This is a genomic window from Halorubrum ezzemoulense (genome assembly GCF_004126515.1).
GTDB classification, from domain to species: Archaea; Halobacteriota; Halobacteria; order Halobacteriales; family Haloferacaceae; genus Halorubrum; species Halorubrum ezzemoulense.
Window position 1 is genome coordinate 488,146 of record NZ_CP034941.1, and the last position, 13,510, is coordinate 501,655.

Annotated in this window: 10 protein-coding genes and 2 pseudogenes; 3 read left to right on the top strand and 9 right to left on the bottom strand. The window is 59.1% G+C overall.

The window, feature by feature from the left end; translation table 11 throughout:
- Positions 1-79 precede the first annotated feature (79 nt).
- The 4 genes and pseudogenes from EO776_RS17960 to EO776_RS17975 form a co-directional block, all read right to left on the bottom strand.
- Positions 80-1,933, bottom strand: a complete 1,854-nt coding sequence (locus tag EO776_RS17960; protein WP_129452630.1) for a vWA domain-containing protein — start codon at positions 1,931-1,933, stop codon at positions 80-82.
- 436 nt (positions 1,934-2,369) lie between these two features.
- A complete protein-coding gene (locus EO776_RS17965) occupies positions 2,370-3,866 on the bottom strand; it encodes a vWA domain-containing protein (protein WP_099288577.1) in 1,497 nt (498 codons plus the stop codon).
- A gap of 425 nt (positions 3,867-4,291) precedes the next feature.
- Positions 4,292-4,480 (bottom strand): annotated as a pseudogene (locus EO776_RS19510) (SipW-dependent-type signal peptide-containing protein); the annotation flags it as partial.
- Positions 4,481-4,555: 75 nt separating this feature from the next.
- Entirely contained in the window at positions 4,556-5,899 is a 1,344-nt protein-coding gene (locus EO776_RS17975; protein WP_129452631.1) for a SipW-dependent-type signal peptide-containing protein, read from the bottom strand.
- 333 nt (positions 5,900-6,232) lie between these two features.
- Between EO776_RS17975 and EO776_RS17980 the strand changes: the two genes are divergently transcribed.
- Positions 6,233-6,784, top strand: coding sequence for a DUF7344 domain-containing protein (locus tag EO776_RS17980; protein ID WP_425433486.1), 552 nt, complete (start codon positions 6,233-6,235; stop codon positions 6,782-6,784).
- Between the two features lie 338 nt (positions 6,785-7,122).
- On the opposite strand, the gene EO776_RS17985 is transcribed toward EO776_RS17980, so the two are convergent.
- The 3 genes and pseudogenes from EO776_RS17985 to EO776_RS17995 form a co-directional block, all read right to left on the bottom strand.
- Positions 7,123-7,776, bottom strand: a complete 654-nt coding sequence (locus EO776_RS17985) for a hypothetical protein (protein ID WP_129452633.1) — start codon at positions 7,774-7,776, stop codon at positions 7,123-7,125.
- A 329-nt stretch (positions 7,777-8,105) separates the two neighbouring features.
- Positions 8,106-8,281 (bottom strand): annotated as a pseudogene (locus tag EO776_RS17990) (ISH3 family transposase); the annotation flags it as partial.
- Positions 8,280-8,654: a hypothetical protein gene (locus tag EO776_RS17995; protein WP_099288824.1), complete on the bottom strand. Its 375-nt coding sequence runs from the start codon at positions 8,652-8,654 to the stop codon at positions 8,280-8,282. The gene EO776_RS17995 and the pseudogene EO776_RS17990, both read right to left, overlap by 2 nt.
- A gap of 103 nt (positions 8,655-8,757) precedes the next feature.
- On the opposite strand from EO776_RS17995, the gene EO776_RS18000 reads away from it, so the two are divergent.
- Positions 8,758-8,994 (top strand): hypothetical protein, encoded by a 237-nt coding sequence (locus tag EO776_RS18000; RefSeq protein WP_099288825.1) that lies wholly within the window; start codon positions 8,758-8,760, stop codon positions 8,992-8,994.
- 170 nt (positions 8,995-9,164) lie between these two features.
- On the opposite strand, the gene EO776_RS18005 is transcribed toward EO776_RS18000, so the two are convergent.
- Positions 9,165-9,986, bottom strand: a complete 822-nt coding sequence (locus EO776_RS18005; RefSeq protein WP_186279059.1) for a recombinase family protein — start codon at positions 9,984-9,986, stop codon at positions 9,165-9,167.
- A 478-nt stretch (positions 9,987-10,464) separates the two neighbouring features.
- Here EO776_RS18005 and EO776_RS18010 point away from each other — a divergent pair, with 478 nt between their 5' ends.
- A complete protein-coding gene (locus EO776_RS18010) occupies positions 10,465-12,543 on the top strand; it encodes a hypothetical protein (RefSeq protein ID WP_129452634.1) in 2,079 nt (692 codons plus the stop codon).
- Positions 12,544-12,769: 226 nt separating this feature from the next.
- Here the strand turns inward: EO776_RS18010 and EO776_RS18015 are convergent, their stop codons facing one another.
- On the bottom strand, positions 12,770-13,408 hold the full coding sequence (locus EO776_RS18015; RefSeq protein ID WP_089309163.1) for an IS6 family transposase: 639 nt from the start codon (positions 13,406-13,408) through the stop codon (positions 12,770-12,772).
- Between the last annotated feature and the right edge of the window lie 102 nt (positions 13,409-13,510).

A 13,510-nucleotide genomic window follows, 5' to 3' on the forward strand; every position in this document is an offset into this window, starting at 1 on the left:
GCCGCTCGTGTGGACGGACGGCTGCGTCGCTGCGCCCCGTGGCGCGACCGTTGAGACAATCCCTCCTGTAGGGGTGTCTCTAGTCGACGACCTCGGTCGGGGTCTGATCCTCGTCCTCGGGGATCATCCCGACGCCGGTGTTGTGCCGGGACTGCTCGGCGTAGAAGCCGATGTCGAAGCCAACCATATCGCCCTGGATCTGGTTCGCGTGGTTAACCGGAAGCCACCACTGGAAGCCAACGCAGTGGGTGACGCCCTCGCCCGTGAACGGGTCGCGGTTCGGGTCGTCCTCGGGGTCAGACAGCTCGTCGAAGGTCGTCGCGCGGTCGCCGTCCAGCGGCACACCGCGGCCCTCATTACCCGAAAGCGCATCCAGCGCCGTCCGGAGGTTGCCATTGAAGAAGACCTCCTCCTGAACCACGACCTCGGCGGCGATGTCGTCGGCGACATCGGCGAAGTTGGTGACGGGGATTTCGTTGTAGAAGCCCGCGCTCGCGATTTCGTCTTCGAGGTAGTCGCTCAGGTCTCGCCCGCCGCCGAGTTCGACGGTACCAGGAGCGATGTTGAGCACCGCGATCCGGGAGCCGTCGGGGCCGGCCTTGACCGCGTCGGCGACCAAGGCGGTTTCGTCCTGTTCGCCTTCCGTGACAGTCCCGCTCGCGGAGTCGTCGTTGTCGTATCCGGGGCTGCCGTCGTCGGCGGAGAACCCGGGACCACGCGGTGCGGAGTACGAGGTGCCGCCGACCGATGCGGAGTAGCTCGGGTCCGGGTTGTCCCCGTCCATGCCGTAGTTCGGGCCGCCGTCGGTGACGACCACCACGACGGGAAGGGCGTCCGCCCGACCCTGATCGTCGAGCACCTGGTCAGCGATGTCGATCGCTCCGGGCATCGGGGTGTTACTTTCGAAGCTGAGGCTCGGGAGGCTGAAGCCGTCGGGAGTGCCGAGCCCGGAGAGGCCCGTCACGCTGCCGCCGCCGAAGCTGACCGCGCCGACCTGCGCGGAGCCGTCCGTCGGGAGAGCGTCGACGAAGGTGTCGACGCCGTCAATAAGCGCCTGTTGCTCGTCTACGCCGTCCTCGTCCGCCCGGATCGAGCCGGAGGTGTCGATCGCGAGCATGATATCGACCTCGCCGCGCCGCTCGACCTGGTTATCACAGTCCGGATCGTACCAGATCCGGACTTCCATCTCGTCAAGTAGCTCTACGACGCCATCTATCTCGTCGGGGTCGTTACGCTCGGGCTCGGTGATGATCCCCTCGCCTGTGAACTCCTCGTTCAGCATACCGTTCATCCAAACGTAGCCGGGATTGTCACACAGGTGGAACGAGAAGGTGACCTCGCCGAAGTCACCGGGCTTGACGTCGCCCAAGTTGATCAGCGGGTCGCCCGGAGTGGTCACGTCGTTGCTCGTCCGGTTGGGTGAGAAGAGACCTTCCCCGCGGGTTTCGGCGTCCGCGTTGCCCACGTCGGTCAGGCCAGCCTCGCCGTTACAGACTTGATCGTCGGTGAAGTCATCCTGGATCCCGTCGTCGTCGCTGTCGGGGAGCGCCTCGATCGAGGTGGCTTCCCAAAAGGCATCTTTGTTCTCTTGGAAGGTCCCATCGCCCAGGAACCGGAGCGCAATAGAGCGCGCATCCGGGTTGTCGACCGCGGGGAGGATGTACTGGTTGTCGTCGAGGATGTCGATCTCGTCCTCAGGAACGAGCTCGACGAGTTCACGCCCGGCCGAGCCGTCATAGTAGTGTTCCTCCCAGTCCACGAGCATGTCCAGCTCGCCCGCAGTCAGTTCATTCCCCTCGAAGTCCTCCTGGTCGCTGAAGAACGCAGATGTGCCAACGCCTGCTCCTGCGGAGGCGATGCCGACGGCACCGAGGCCGGCGAGTACGCGGCGGCGGGAAAGGTCGTACAGTTTCGGGTTGTTGTCGTCTGTCATTGGTCTGGGTTCCCATCGGGCGACGACCCACCGCAGGCCGCCATGTCCAATTGGGCTACCTCACACCAGACGGGATTCGGTATTAGTCATGCGCTGATTGAAGGTCTTAGACCCTAAAACACCTGTTTTGAAGTATTCCGTTACCGCCAAAGAGGGATTCAGCACCAATCACCTACCAGTGTTTAGGATGGTCATACCGGTTGAGTAGAGGTTGTATACCGCTGTGAGGACTTCGGTATGGAGAGCGTGCCACTCTGGGGATGTACAGTAAGTAGTCCATACATATGCGCTGATGATACGTGGTTGCCGCTGATTCCAGACCGGTACAGTGTCCATACTCGTAGCGGTCGATCCTGACGACGCCCGCAACGCACGGGGTCGGCCGCGTCCGGAGTGTCGTGTCGAGCTCCCTGTGAGCCGAGTCCGACGGGCCGTCTCAGCTCTGCTGTGGGGTGTTGTTGCCGACGGGCGTTCCGGTCGGCGTCGGTTCGGGCGTCGTGAACGGCGTCTCGTTGTGCCGGGACTGCTCGACCTCGAAGCCGAAGTCGAAGCCGACAGAGTCAGACTGTACCTCGTTGCCGACCTCGAAGGGGAGCTCCCACTCGAACCCGATACACTGGGTGGTCGCGCCGGGGTACGGCTGGTCGCCCTCCTCCTGCCGGTTCCCGTCAAGGAGCACGCCTTCCGAGAGCTGGGCGAACACTTCGGCCATCGTCCCCTCCGCGATCTTCTGTTCGCCGTCGAGGACGATCTGGGCGATCTCCGCGTAGACCGTGTCCAGATCCGCACCATCGGGGGCGACGAACGCGTCGTCGGACGAGGACGCGATGCTCTCGAGGAACACCTCGTCGGCGCCGGACCCGAGCGCGATGGTGAAGATACGGATGTTGCTCTTGGCGCTGTTCGCCGCGGCCGTGGCCGCGCTGTCGCTGTTGGGCGAGCCGTCCGACAGCAGGATCATGACCTTCGATGCGCCAGCGGTTGCGTTCGTTCCGGTAAGCAGTTCGGTCTCCGCGGTCGAGATGCCGGCCGACATATTCGTCGACCCCGAGTCGTCGTAGGTGTCGATAGCGTCCTTGACAGCCTGGTAGTTCGTCGTCAGCTCTTGGTCTAAGGACGCGGACGCCGCGAACGATATCGCCGCCGCTTCATCGGGGATCGAGAGGTTGTCGACGAAGTCCTTCCCTGCGGTCTTGAGCTGAGCGAGTTCGCTCTCCGTGATGGATCCTGACGTGTCACTCACGAGTGCGACTTCCAGTTCGTTCTGCTGGCCCGTGCCGGTCGGCTCGAAGACGTTGTCGCAGTCCTCGTCGTACCAGACGCAGACCTCGATGGCGTCGGCGAGTTCGCCGAGTCCGTCGGTGTCCTCGCCCTCCGCTTCGAGTTCGGGCTCGGTCTGGCCGTTCTCGGCGCTGTTGGTGATGTCGCCCACCATCCGGAGGTAGCCGGGGTTGTCGCAGATGTGGATGCTCACGGTGACTTCCCCGGAGTCGCCGGGCTTCACATCCGAGAGGGTGAACATCGGGATCCCGTCGCCGTTGACGAGGAACTCGTCGGCGTCGGGGCTGCAGAAGTCGAACGCCTCGCCCTGGACGCGGTCCTCCCACGCCTGCTCGTCCTCGGGTGAGGGAGCCTGGGCGAGGAGGTACCGGCCCGTCGGTTCGCCGTCTTCGAGGATCTCCTCGGCGTCGGGGTAGTCCATAGCCTTGACCGCGTCGAGCCGCCCCGGGCCGCCGAAGTAGGTCGCTTTGTAGTCGAGCTTCAGGTCGAGCGTTCCGGCCTGGAGCGTATTGTCCGTGAATTCCTCCTGGTCGGAGAAGAAGGCGCTGGTCCCGAGACCGGCGCCCGCGGAGGCGATGCCGACCGCTCCGAGCCCCGCGAGGACGCGGCGGCGGGAGAGGTTGTACAGCTGTAGTTCGTCGTCTTGTGTCATTGTTGTCTTGTGTGTCGGTCGTTTGTGTTCGATTCCTGTTTCCCAGCCTCGGTGGAAGGAAAGTACCCACCGGGGGAGTCGAACCCCCGTGGTACCGGTGTGGGTCGGAGTCGGCGCCGTGGTTCGGCTCAGGTCGTCGTGTTCGTGCCGGAGCCGTCGTTATGGCGGCACTGTTCGGTGTAGAATCCGAGGTCGAAGCCGAGCGTGTCGCCCTGGATCTCGTTGCCGACTCCGAAGGGGAGTTCCTACGCGAAACCCACGTCGAGCGTCGTCTCCCCGGGGAGACAGTCGCGTTCGGAATCGGTCTCGCCCGCCGCGAATCCCATAAACGGCTCGCGATCGTCGAGCGGGATCCGGCCGTCGTTGCGGTCAAGGACCTCGAACGCGGCCGCGAGCGTCCCCGGCTTCGTGCTGTTGAGGCCCGTGTAGGTCTGCTGCCAGCTGACCTTCAGATCGAGCTCGCCGGCGGTCAAGGTATTGTCTCCGAACGTCTCCTCGTCGGAGAAAAACGCGCTCGTGCCGAGGCCGCTGCCAGCGGAAGCGAGCCCAACGGCACCCAGGCCGGCGAGCATCTTGCGGCGTGAGAGGGTGTATCGTTGTAGTTCGGTTGTCATTGGGTTGGAGTTGGATTTTCTGTTATGAGAGTCGGATCGGACGGCCCGATCGGCCGACCGGTGGCCGGTCGTGGTTCAGATCGTCAGCGTCCCCGACGGATTGACGATCAACTGGTTGCTTGGGATGCCGCTGCTGGAGAGGCCGCCACCGTCGGTGGCAAACACTTCGTTGATGACGATCGCCGAGGGGACGCCCGGCAGTTCGGGCACGTCCGCGTCGGCGGCCATCGCGCTCCAGTCGATGATGAACGTGTACGTCCGCTGGTCAGGGGACTCGATGGCGGTAAACCCGGATATCTGGCTGCCGGAGACATCACCGAACGTGCCGTTGGAAAGCCTCCGACGGAGATACCCCCCGGCGTTGGGGCCGTTGACGTCGCTCGGATCCGCCTGCGGGCCCGCGTACCCGAGTCGGAAGTCATCGTTCGGACTGTCTCCGAGGCCACCTGCGTCGTTGTCGACATTGATGTTGACCTCCAGCTGGTAGCTGTTGGGATTTGCGGGGAATCCAGCGTAGACGCTGTCATCAACATCGACGCGGACTACCGTGACCGGACCGGAGTTCACCGAGGCGGTCAGGAAGTAGTTACCGGTGGGGTCGGGATCCGTCTGGAGAACCGTGTCAGCGAACGGAACCTGGCTGCCATCGTTGTGGCGTTCCTGTTGTGCCAGGAACGTGAGATCGAACGCGACGGAGTCGCTCTGGATCTCGTTGCCGACCGAGGTGGGCACTTCCCACGCGAATGCGAGACAGACATCCTCGTCGAAGCTCTCCTCCGGCGTACCGGTGAAAGCCTGCCGACCAGCCGAGTCGGGGTCGGCGTCAAGCGGAACGCCGGTGCCGAGGTACGCGAGCGTCTCCCGGAGCGTCCCCTCGAAGAGGACGTTGTCGAACTGCGATTCGCTCGGACGATCCTTCTCGCTCGGGTCGAAGCTCGGGTCAGCGTAGAACAGCGTTACCTCGATCGCGTCCGCGAGCTCGCCGTTGCCGGCGCCGGTAGTCGAATCGATCGCCTGCTCGGGCTCGGGCTGTCCGTTCTCGTCATTTTCGGTTAGTTCGCCGCCGGCCCAGATGTAGCCGGGGTTGTCGACGATCGAAAAGCAAAACGACCCACAGCTGTAGTCGCCGGGCTTGACGTCGTCGAGTTGCTGGCTGACCGTCGGTGCCTGGCCGTTCTGGACGCCGCCGAAGGCTTGTCCGCCCTCGTTCGCGGCGCCCTGATACTCGTAGACGTTTGCCTGTACGGAGAGGTCGAGCGTCCCGGCCGTCAGCGTGTTGTCCTCGAAACTCTCCTCGTCGCTAAAGTACGCAGAAGTGCCAACGCCTGCGCCCGCGGAGGCGATGCCGATAGCACCGAGGCCGGCGAGTACGCGGCGGCGGGAAAGGTCGTACAGTTTCGGGTTGTTGTCGTCTGTCATTAGTCTGGGTTCCCATCGGGCGACGAGCCACTACAGGCCGCCAGTCCGATTAGGCTACCTCACACCAGACGGGATTCGGTATTAGTCATGCGCTGATTGAAGGTCTTAGACCCTAAAACACCTGTTTTGAAGTATTCCGTTACCGCCAAAGAGGGATTCAGCACCAATCACCTACCAGTGTTTAGGCTGGCCATACCAGTCTAGTCCGTAAGTCATACCGGTTGAGTAGAGGTTGTATACCGCTGCGAGGACTTTGGTATGGAGAGCGTGCCACTCTGAGGGCGCACGGTAAGTAGTCCATACATATGGGCTGATGATACGTCGTTGCCGCTGATGTTTCAACGGACTGTCCTTCCAGAGGTAGAAGTGTATCAAGTCCTGAGCAATTCTCGTCGGCGCGAGGCGCTCACCGAGTTGTGGGGTCAAACGGAACCGATGTCGCTACGTGAACTCTCCGAAGCAATCGCCGCGGCTGAGGCCGGATACCACCCTGCGCCGCGACCGCTTCGAAAGAGTGTCACTAACACACTTCACCAGACCCACCTCCCGAAGATGCACGAACTCGGGCTCGTTGAGTACGATCCTGACCGAAAGACTGTGTCGGCGTGTCCGGGAGCAAGGCAGGTTAGGCGATATATGGATATTACCACAGTCCTAGGCATGACCTGGGGAGAGTACTACCGAGTGTTAGGCATTCTTGGACTCTTTTTTACTGTTGCATCGCTCGCTCTGATCCCTGGATTCGCCGCTATCGACCCCTTAGTTCCGGCAACGCTTTTTTTATGTGTTTTTGCTCTCTCAACGATTTACCAGTTGTTTGCCTCACGGCTCCGCATATCGGGGCGTGGCGAACACCTCCGGTCCCGGCTGTTCAAAAATAACTGACCATGCCGCAGCGCCGACTGCTAGCCCCATAGTATTAGGACTCTGCACTGTTGAATCCGATGATGGCACGGGGATACAATATCTGAAAGAGCCTTTATTCCGCTCTTGATCGGCGATGAATTGGATCGCTCCATCCGGTGATATTGATCCTCTCGCTCTCTGCCAAGATTCCGTCTCCAAATTCTCTCGGCAGCGGCTCTGAATCGGGCATAGAATAACCCGATCCCGACGCCTTCTGCGGATTCAACAGAGCATCTGATCTGTTGAAATCCTCAGGAAGTGAGGTACCCTAAGCTGGTCGTGTTCGATACAAACGAAAAGTTACTCAATTGTGAAAACTATTTGGCGGTCTCGACTGCGTGTGCGTTCATTTCGAAGAGGCGGGCGTTACACTCAGTACAGGTCGCAGCGACCACTTCATACTCGCGGCAGCAGGAGCTTACCAGCTCAGTGCCGAGTTGTATTGTACCCCCACATGTTGGACAGAAATCGAGGCACGCCCGGATCGCTGAGAGCGTCTGTCCGCGGGCAGCTTCTGGAACCAACGCCCACTCATCGGTCCACGTTGAGAGCTCTTGATAGGCAGCGAGGTCGGCGACGAACGCTGCTCGCGACTCCCACCGGCCGCGTATTGACTCATCCACCAAAACGCGCCACGACCCATCCTCACCGACGAACGACACGCGATCGGGGTTGACATCGAGCAGGTCTGCTGCAGCAGCCGTCATCCCTGTGTTGATGTCGATTTCGAGTGCTGTAGTGCCAAGCTGACGTTTAAATTCGGGCGTAAGGGCTACGTCATCACCCATATCCTCAAGAACTCCGTTACGCTCAAGGAACGTGACCGTGTCGAATGTCATGCCCGTAGAAGGTACTGGAGCGTCAGCCTTCCCAAATAATGCGAGTACATACTCGGGTAGGTACCGCTTCGTGAGTTCAGGAGTTCCAGGGACTAGGTAGCCACGCAAATAGATTGCGGCGACCGAGACCATTGCGACGGCAACTCCCAGAGGGAGGGAAACAAGCCCTGTCGCACCTGCCACTCCGGCCGCAATAATGAGGTTTACCACTGTACAAGGGGTACACCGGTTTTTACCGGTGTACTCTGGACGGCGAATGGTAGCTAACGGGCCGGTGTTGTGTCGTCGTATCATTTCTGGTCGCTAAACGCGACAAATACAATTAGGTATGAGGCTCATACCCAGCGCTCAAGCATAAATTACATATATATTGTTGTGAACTACCCTACCCGACTTCGCTTGGTTTGAGAATTTCACTCGTTGAGGGTAGGTGCTTAGCACCTATATCAAGCTAAAGACGGATGCCGCCAGACGTTCTATAAAACAAGCTCACCACGACGTACAGCAGCCGTACGACCGGATTCTGTGTCGAGGTCGTCGCAATACTTTGCTTGGAGAGTCGATAGCTCGTTTCGATACCGAAGCGTTTCGCGTGGTGGGATCGAGCATCTCGTGGTGAGTCGATGAACGACGCGTCAGTCCTCATCACCGCCAGAGCGTTCGGCCTTCAGCTGTCGAACCTCTCGTTCCACGTCGAGATCGTCCAGATCGTCGAGCCGGACAGTCAGCGTCTCGTCCTCGCCAGCGTTCGCGTTTCGCCCATCGTTGTCGGCCGTGTCGACCTCGTTGGCGGTTGTCGGTTCGTCTCCGCTAGTCTCTCCTCCCGAAAGCCGGGCGTCGACCCGACGGACGAGTACGTACGTCGTGGCCACAGTTCCAGCGGCTACGGCCCCATAGGCGACCAACAACGCCTCAGCACCGAACCGAGCCTCCAGCACTGGCCCTGCGAGCCACGCGAACACACAGACACCGACGAGAAACGCCGTGGCGACGGAAACGGCTCTGCTCATGTGGTGCGCTTCGGTGTCACCGGACAAAGCCCTTCGCTCGCCGAGTGCCGGTCCGTGGGCCATCACCAGTTATCTATATGACACTCGTCCTCCTAGTTAACTCATGGCAGTGGATGTGCTCACGACGATGAAGGAGCTGTTAGGAGAGGTTCAAGAGGATGTGGACAACCCGGACGCAAGTTACAAACTTAGGACTGCGAGACAACTTCTCAGTGTCCTTGAACAGCGTAACGAAGACCTGAGTATGGCAGTCAGCGAAGCAGTCTCCGACGATGAGTTGCTCGACCGGCTCCGTGAGTTAGATTATATACAGCCAGCAGTTGACGACTTTGCTGGATAGGATTGTTACGTGCTCGTACTGTTGGCGAACCCACCTGGTTGATAGATAGTACACGGCCGATTCGCACTCTATATTCAGCAAATGGTTGAGGACAGATCGCCGGTTGAGAGTTTTAATAGAGCTAATTCGACACATACGCACGACTCGGGTTTGAGGAGGTAGGGTGTGCGTCAGTGGGGGTCGATATCGGTGGCCTCCTCCAGCCGCTCGACGCGTTCGCGCAGTTCTTCGAGATTGGGATCCTCGGCCCGCGCATCCTCCAGCGGGCGGACATCGGTGAGTGCGTCGTCGACGCGCTTGTCCTCGGCCTCGCTGCCGAGGTAAAGGTCGCGGCGATCCTGTTGGAGGCTCCGGAGCGTCGACTCAGCGATGCCGGTGTCGTCGGCGACACTCGCGAACGACTCACCGCGGTCGACGCGGACGAGGGCCTCGCGGGTATGTAGGAATTCGGCGGGATCAACGCGGAGGTAGCCATCTTCGACAACGAACCCCGCAGGTGGTCTCCCAGTCCACTTTCCGGCAGACTGTGCAGCGCGGACGCCAGACCGTATCCGCTGGAGCTTTTGTTGGTGTTCGATCTGGGCGAGGTCGCCCATCAACCGAGCGACCATGCTGTATATTGTCTGCTGGAGCTCGCCGTCGTCGACGTGAATCTTCAGGCCGACGTCGAGGGCCTCAACGCCGGTGTCGTGTTCCAAGCAGTGCTGAATGAATTCGTGAATCTCAGTCGGGCCGAGCCGGGAGAGTCGGCTAATCTCGTGAACGACCACGAGGTCGAACTCCTCACTCTCGACATCATCGAGGAGTTGGTTGTAGACCTCGCGAGTGTCGGTGTCAGCGGCGCCGGAGACGATCTCCGGATACTCCTCGACGTCTTTGACACCGAGACGATCCAAGTGTTCACGCGTCTCGTTGAGCTGCCGAGACACGTCCTGATCCGACGTCGAGACCCGGGCGTAGATCGCCGCGGTTGCGGGTCCGTTTTCGCTCATGTTTTCGAGGACGTGCCACTAACTTAAACAAGTGGGTGTTTTTGCGGTTCCGTGTAAACCACTACCTTCTCAACGCTCTTTGAGATCGGCTGTCCCTCACAGAGAGGTAGTGAAACAGCAGTATATACTCAGGAGTTGGTAGGTCAGCCAGTGTAAGACTTAGAGCATTGACTCAGCAGAATGGTCGCATCGCGACTCGCCCTACGGTCGTGTCGGGTGAGGCTCCGTCTAGGCGGAGATAAGATGAAACCTCGAATCGAAATGGGGCTCTGCAGTGTTGCGAGTGAGTTGAATCGGGCCGGGTCAGGAGTCGGTCATCAGGCTGTACGGCCGGTCTTTCGTGACTCGCGTGACAATGTTTATTACGGCGCCCTACGGGTCCTGGCCCGCGGCGAGTTCTATGCTGTCCCTGCTGTCGCCGATGACTGTGGCGGGTTTTTAAAAACAAGCGGTAACTATCCTGCTAGTAAGAAGGGAGATGGATGAGATCTACGAAGAGGTCGATGCGCACAGTCATCACCGCGACGACCTCATAGCGTGGTGGGACAACCATCACGACCATCTCACACAGGAACAGTGCGACAACCTATTCGACTGGATCATCGATGACCCGTTCGCGTATTTCCCTCTCGTCATCAGACTAACGCTCGACACCGCTGACACCGGTCCTGAGTTCGCTGAGAATCTCGAACGTCTCTCGCCCCATATCGACGCTGATCTCGCCTGGGGCAAATTTTACACTGTATTCAGGGAGAGAATGCAGGATAATCCAGACTTGGCGCAGGAACTCTACAGCGAACTCCCAGTTGACATTGAGGACTGGACCCACCCCATCATCGGCCCGGTCTTCGCGGGCCTCCCCCGCGATGACGCAACGAACGAACTCTGCCGGTTACTAGAGAGCCACGAGGAGACCAAGGTCAAGGCCGGGATACGCGGCCTGATGGCCACGTTCGAAGACACAGAACTCCCACCGAAACTCGTGGATTCGCTGGTCCAGCTGGCTGACGACCCCGAATTTCACGGCTACGTCCTCCAGGCGAATACAGCAGTCTTCATCGCCAACTCCGACCTGTGGGAGCATACCCTCGAAATCGGGAGAACCAACCCCGACTATGTACCCCAAATTCTCCAGCAGTACGGCCGCTACATTGAGCACGATCATCTCGCAGATTATCTCGCGCTCGCAGAACACGGTATGGCGGAAGACACCGTCGATGACATCCCCGTCCACTATCTCTACACGGATTTCGCCGACATGACAGACCAGCTGGCCGATTTCACGGTCACGCTCAGCGAGCATCGGCTCACCACAGCTAAGCAACTTGTGGACCACATCGCGGACGAGAACGATGCTATTCTCTCCGCCGTATTCGACCGTATTGATACATTCCCCTCGGCGTTCCATGCCGTTGAAACAGTATTCGCCGCCGGGGAAGATAACCCGGCACAGCTTGTTGACCTCGTAATCGATCAGTACGATACCGCTCATCGCCGTGTCATGCTTCAACTGCTACAGAAGGCGGTCGGCGAGCTCTTCTTCGCTACCTCCTATGAACGGTCGACAGCAACCACAATCGCCGATTTCCTCACATCGCTCGACGCACCAGCCTTTGTCCGCTCAGTAGACCGCGCATTAATCGAGCAGGAGCCGGATGATGACGAGCATCATAACAAGGAGGTGTATTACCACCTCTACAACGTGCTCAACGACCATCTTGACAACCGGGAATACGAACAAAGCACGCTTACCCGGCTCGACGAATACCCGCAGCTCAAGGCCCACTTCCATCGCCGGTTAACACGGAAACTTGACCAGGGAACGTATCATCCGATGCTCAACCTGTTGCAGAACGACGCCGAAACATACCTCCAGTTCCTTGAGGAGAACTGGCGTCGCATCCCCTCGGCGAAACAACAGCAGCTGCTCGGTGACGCCTTTGAGTCGACACTGAGTGAAATTGGATTCCTACTCTGGCTCGACACCCAGGGCCTGTCCTATGACATTGACGTGCCGCTTCACGACCACCAAACAGGGAACGAACTGGAGAAAGACGTTGACGTCGTCGTTGACGGCAACTACATCGAAATCCGAACGCCCCAGACCTGGCGCAATCTCAAAGTCGCAAACAGGGCGCTCGGCATCCCGAACACCGCGTATAACAAGATTGCTGATAAATTCAAATCCGACTACGCGGGCAGCGCTGAGCTCACCAGCGAACTGGTCTTCATCGCGCTCGACATCACACAATCAGAGATTTTCCCCGAAGAGATCATCGCCTCACTCTACGGCTCATTGAAAATCCAATTAACGTACGATACTGACACAGGCCAAGCCGTCGATGACCGCCCCGTCCGCGACGCAGATGACGCCCTCCAAGGATGGTCACTCCTCGACGATAATCTGAATGGCGTGATCTGGTACACCGCCCGCATCACCACGGACACCGACGGAACACAGAAGCTTCAGGTGGACGGAGATGTCGTCCCGAACCCGCATCACAAAGACGAGGACAACGCCCAATACTGCAGTACCCTAGCAGACACCCTGTTTTGAGAAGGGCCGTGTATGACCCGCGCTGTACATCTTGTACGCCAACTCGCCGTAATATCACTAGTTCGATATCTATTTCACCAGATGAAATAGGAGGTTCTCAACAACTCGATGAGTGGGCTTGATGGCCGCTGGGATTGAGGCGATAACCACGTCGGTCGTCGGCGTATATCACTGAAATCGTGCTGGACGATCGGCAGTAGTGCCAGATTTCGGCCTTTCGGTCGCGTTAAGTTTGGCGTGAATTGTGGTAGACGGCGAGGGCTTCGAGCCAATTTTGAGCTGTCTCTAACGCGACATTGCTGAAACTATTCGCAAACGATGATGTTCGTCGTTCTATTTCCCAAAAGACACGTTCGATGGCATTCCGATTTCCATGTCGAATGACTTGAAATCGATAGCCGTCGTCAGCGAGAACAGATCCGAGATAGTCTGCGTCATCGACGAGAAATTCCACGTTATCGAGCTGGTAACGCCGGTGGAGCTCGGTGAGAAACCATCGCGTCGTCTGTTTATTTGCGGTCGGATAGAGACTCACGTGAAGGATCTCGTTCGTCTGTGGATCAACCGCGCCGTACAGCCAGAACTTCTGGCCGTGGAGGCGGATCATCTTTTCGTCAACCGCGAGTTGATCCTCTGAGACGGTCGAGATCGGCTGTAGATCGGCTTTATGAACCCAGTTATGGATCGCGACGTGGCTCCGAACGATCCCAAACCTTTCGAGATGCTTACTTACCTCACGAAGTGACATACCGGCCAAGTGACAGCGGATCCCTACTTCAATCGCCCATCGCGGCGTTCGATCTCGCTCCACAAACGACAAGTCAATCCACGCGATACGTTCGCTGAGGCGCTCGGTTTCGGCCATAGACACTCTGAAGTCGAGCGCCTCATCCTCTAACTTAACGCGACCGGCCTTTCGGCCCTAATCCTCAAATGTGGCTCAACCATGTCGCTAGTAATCTAGAGG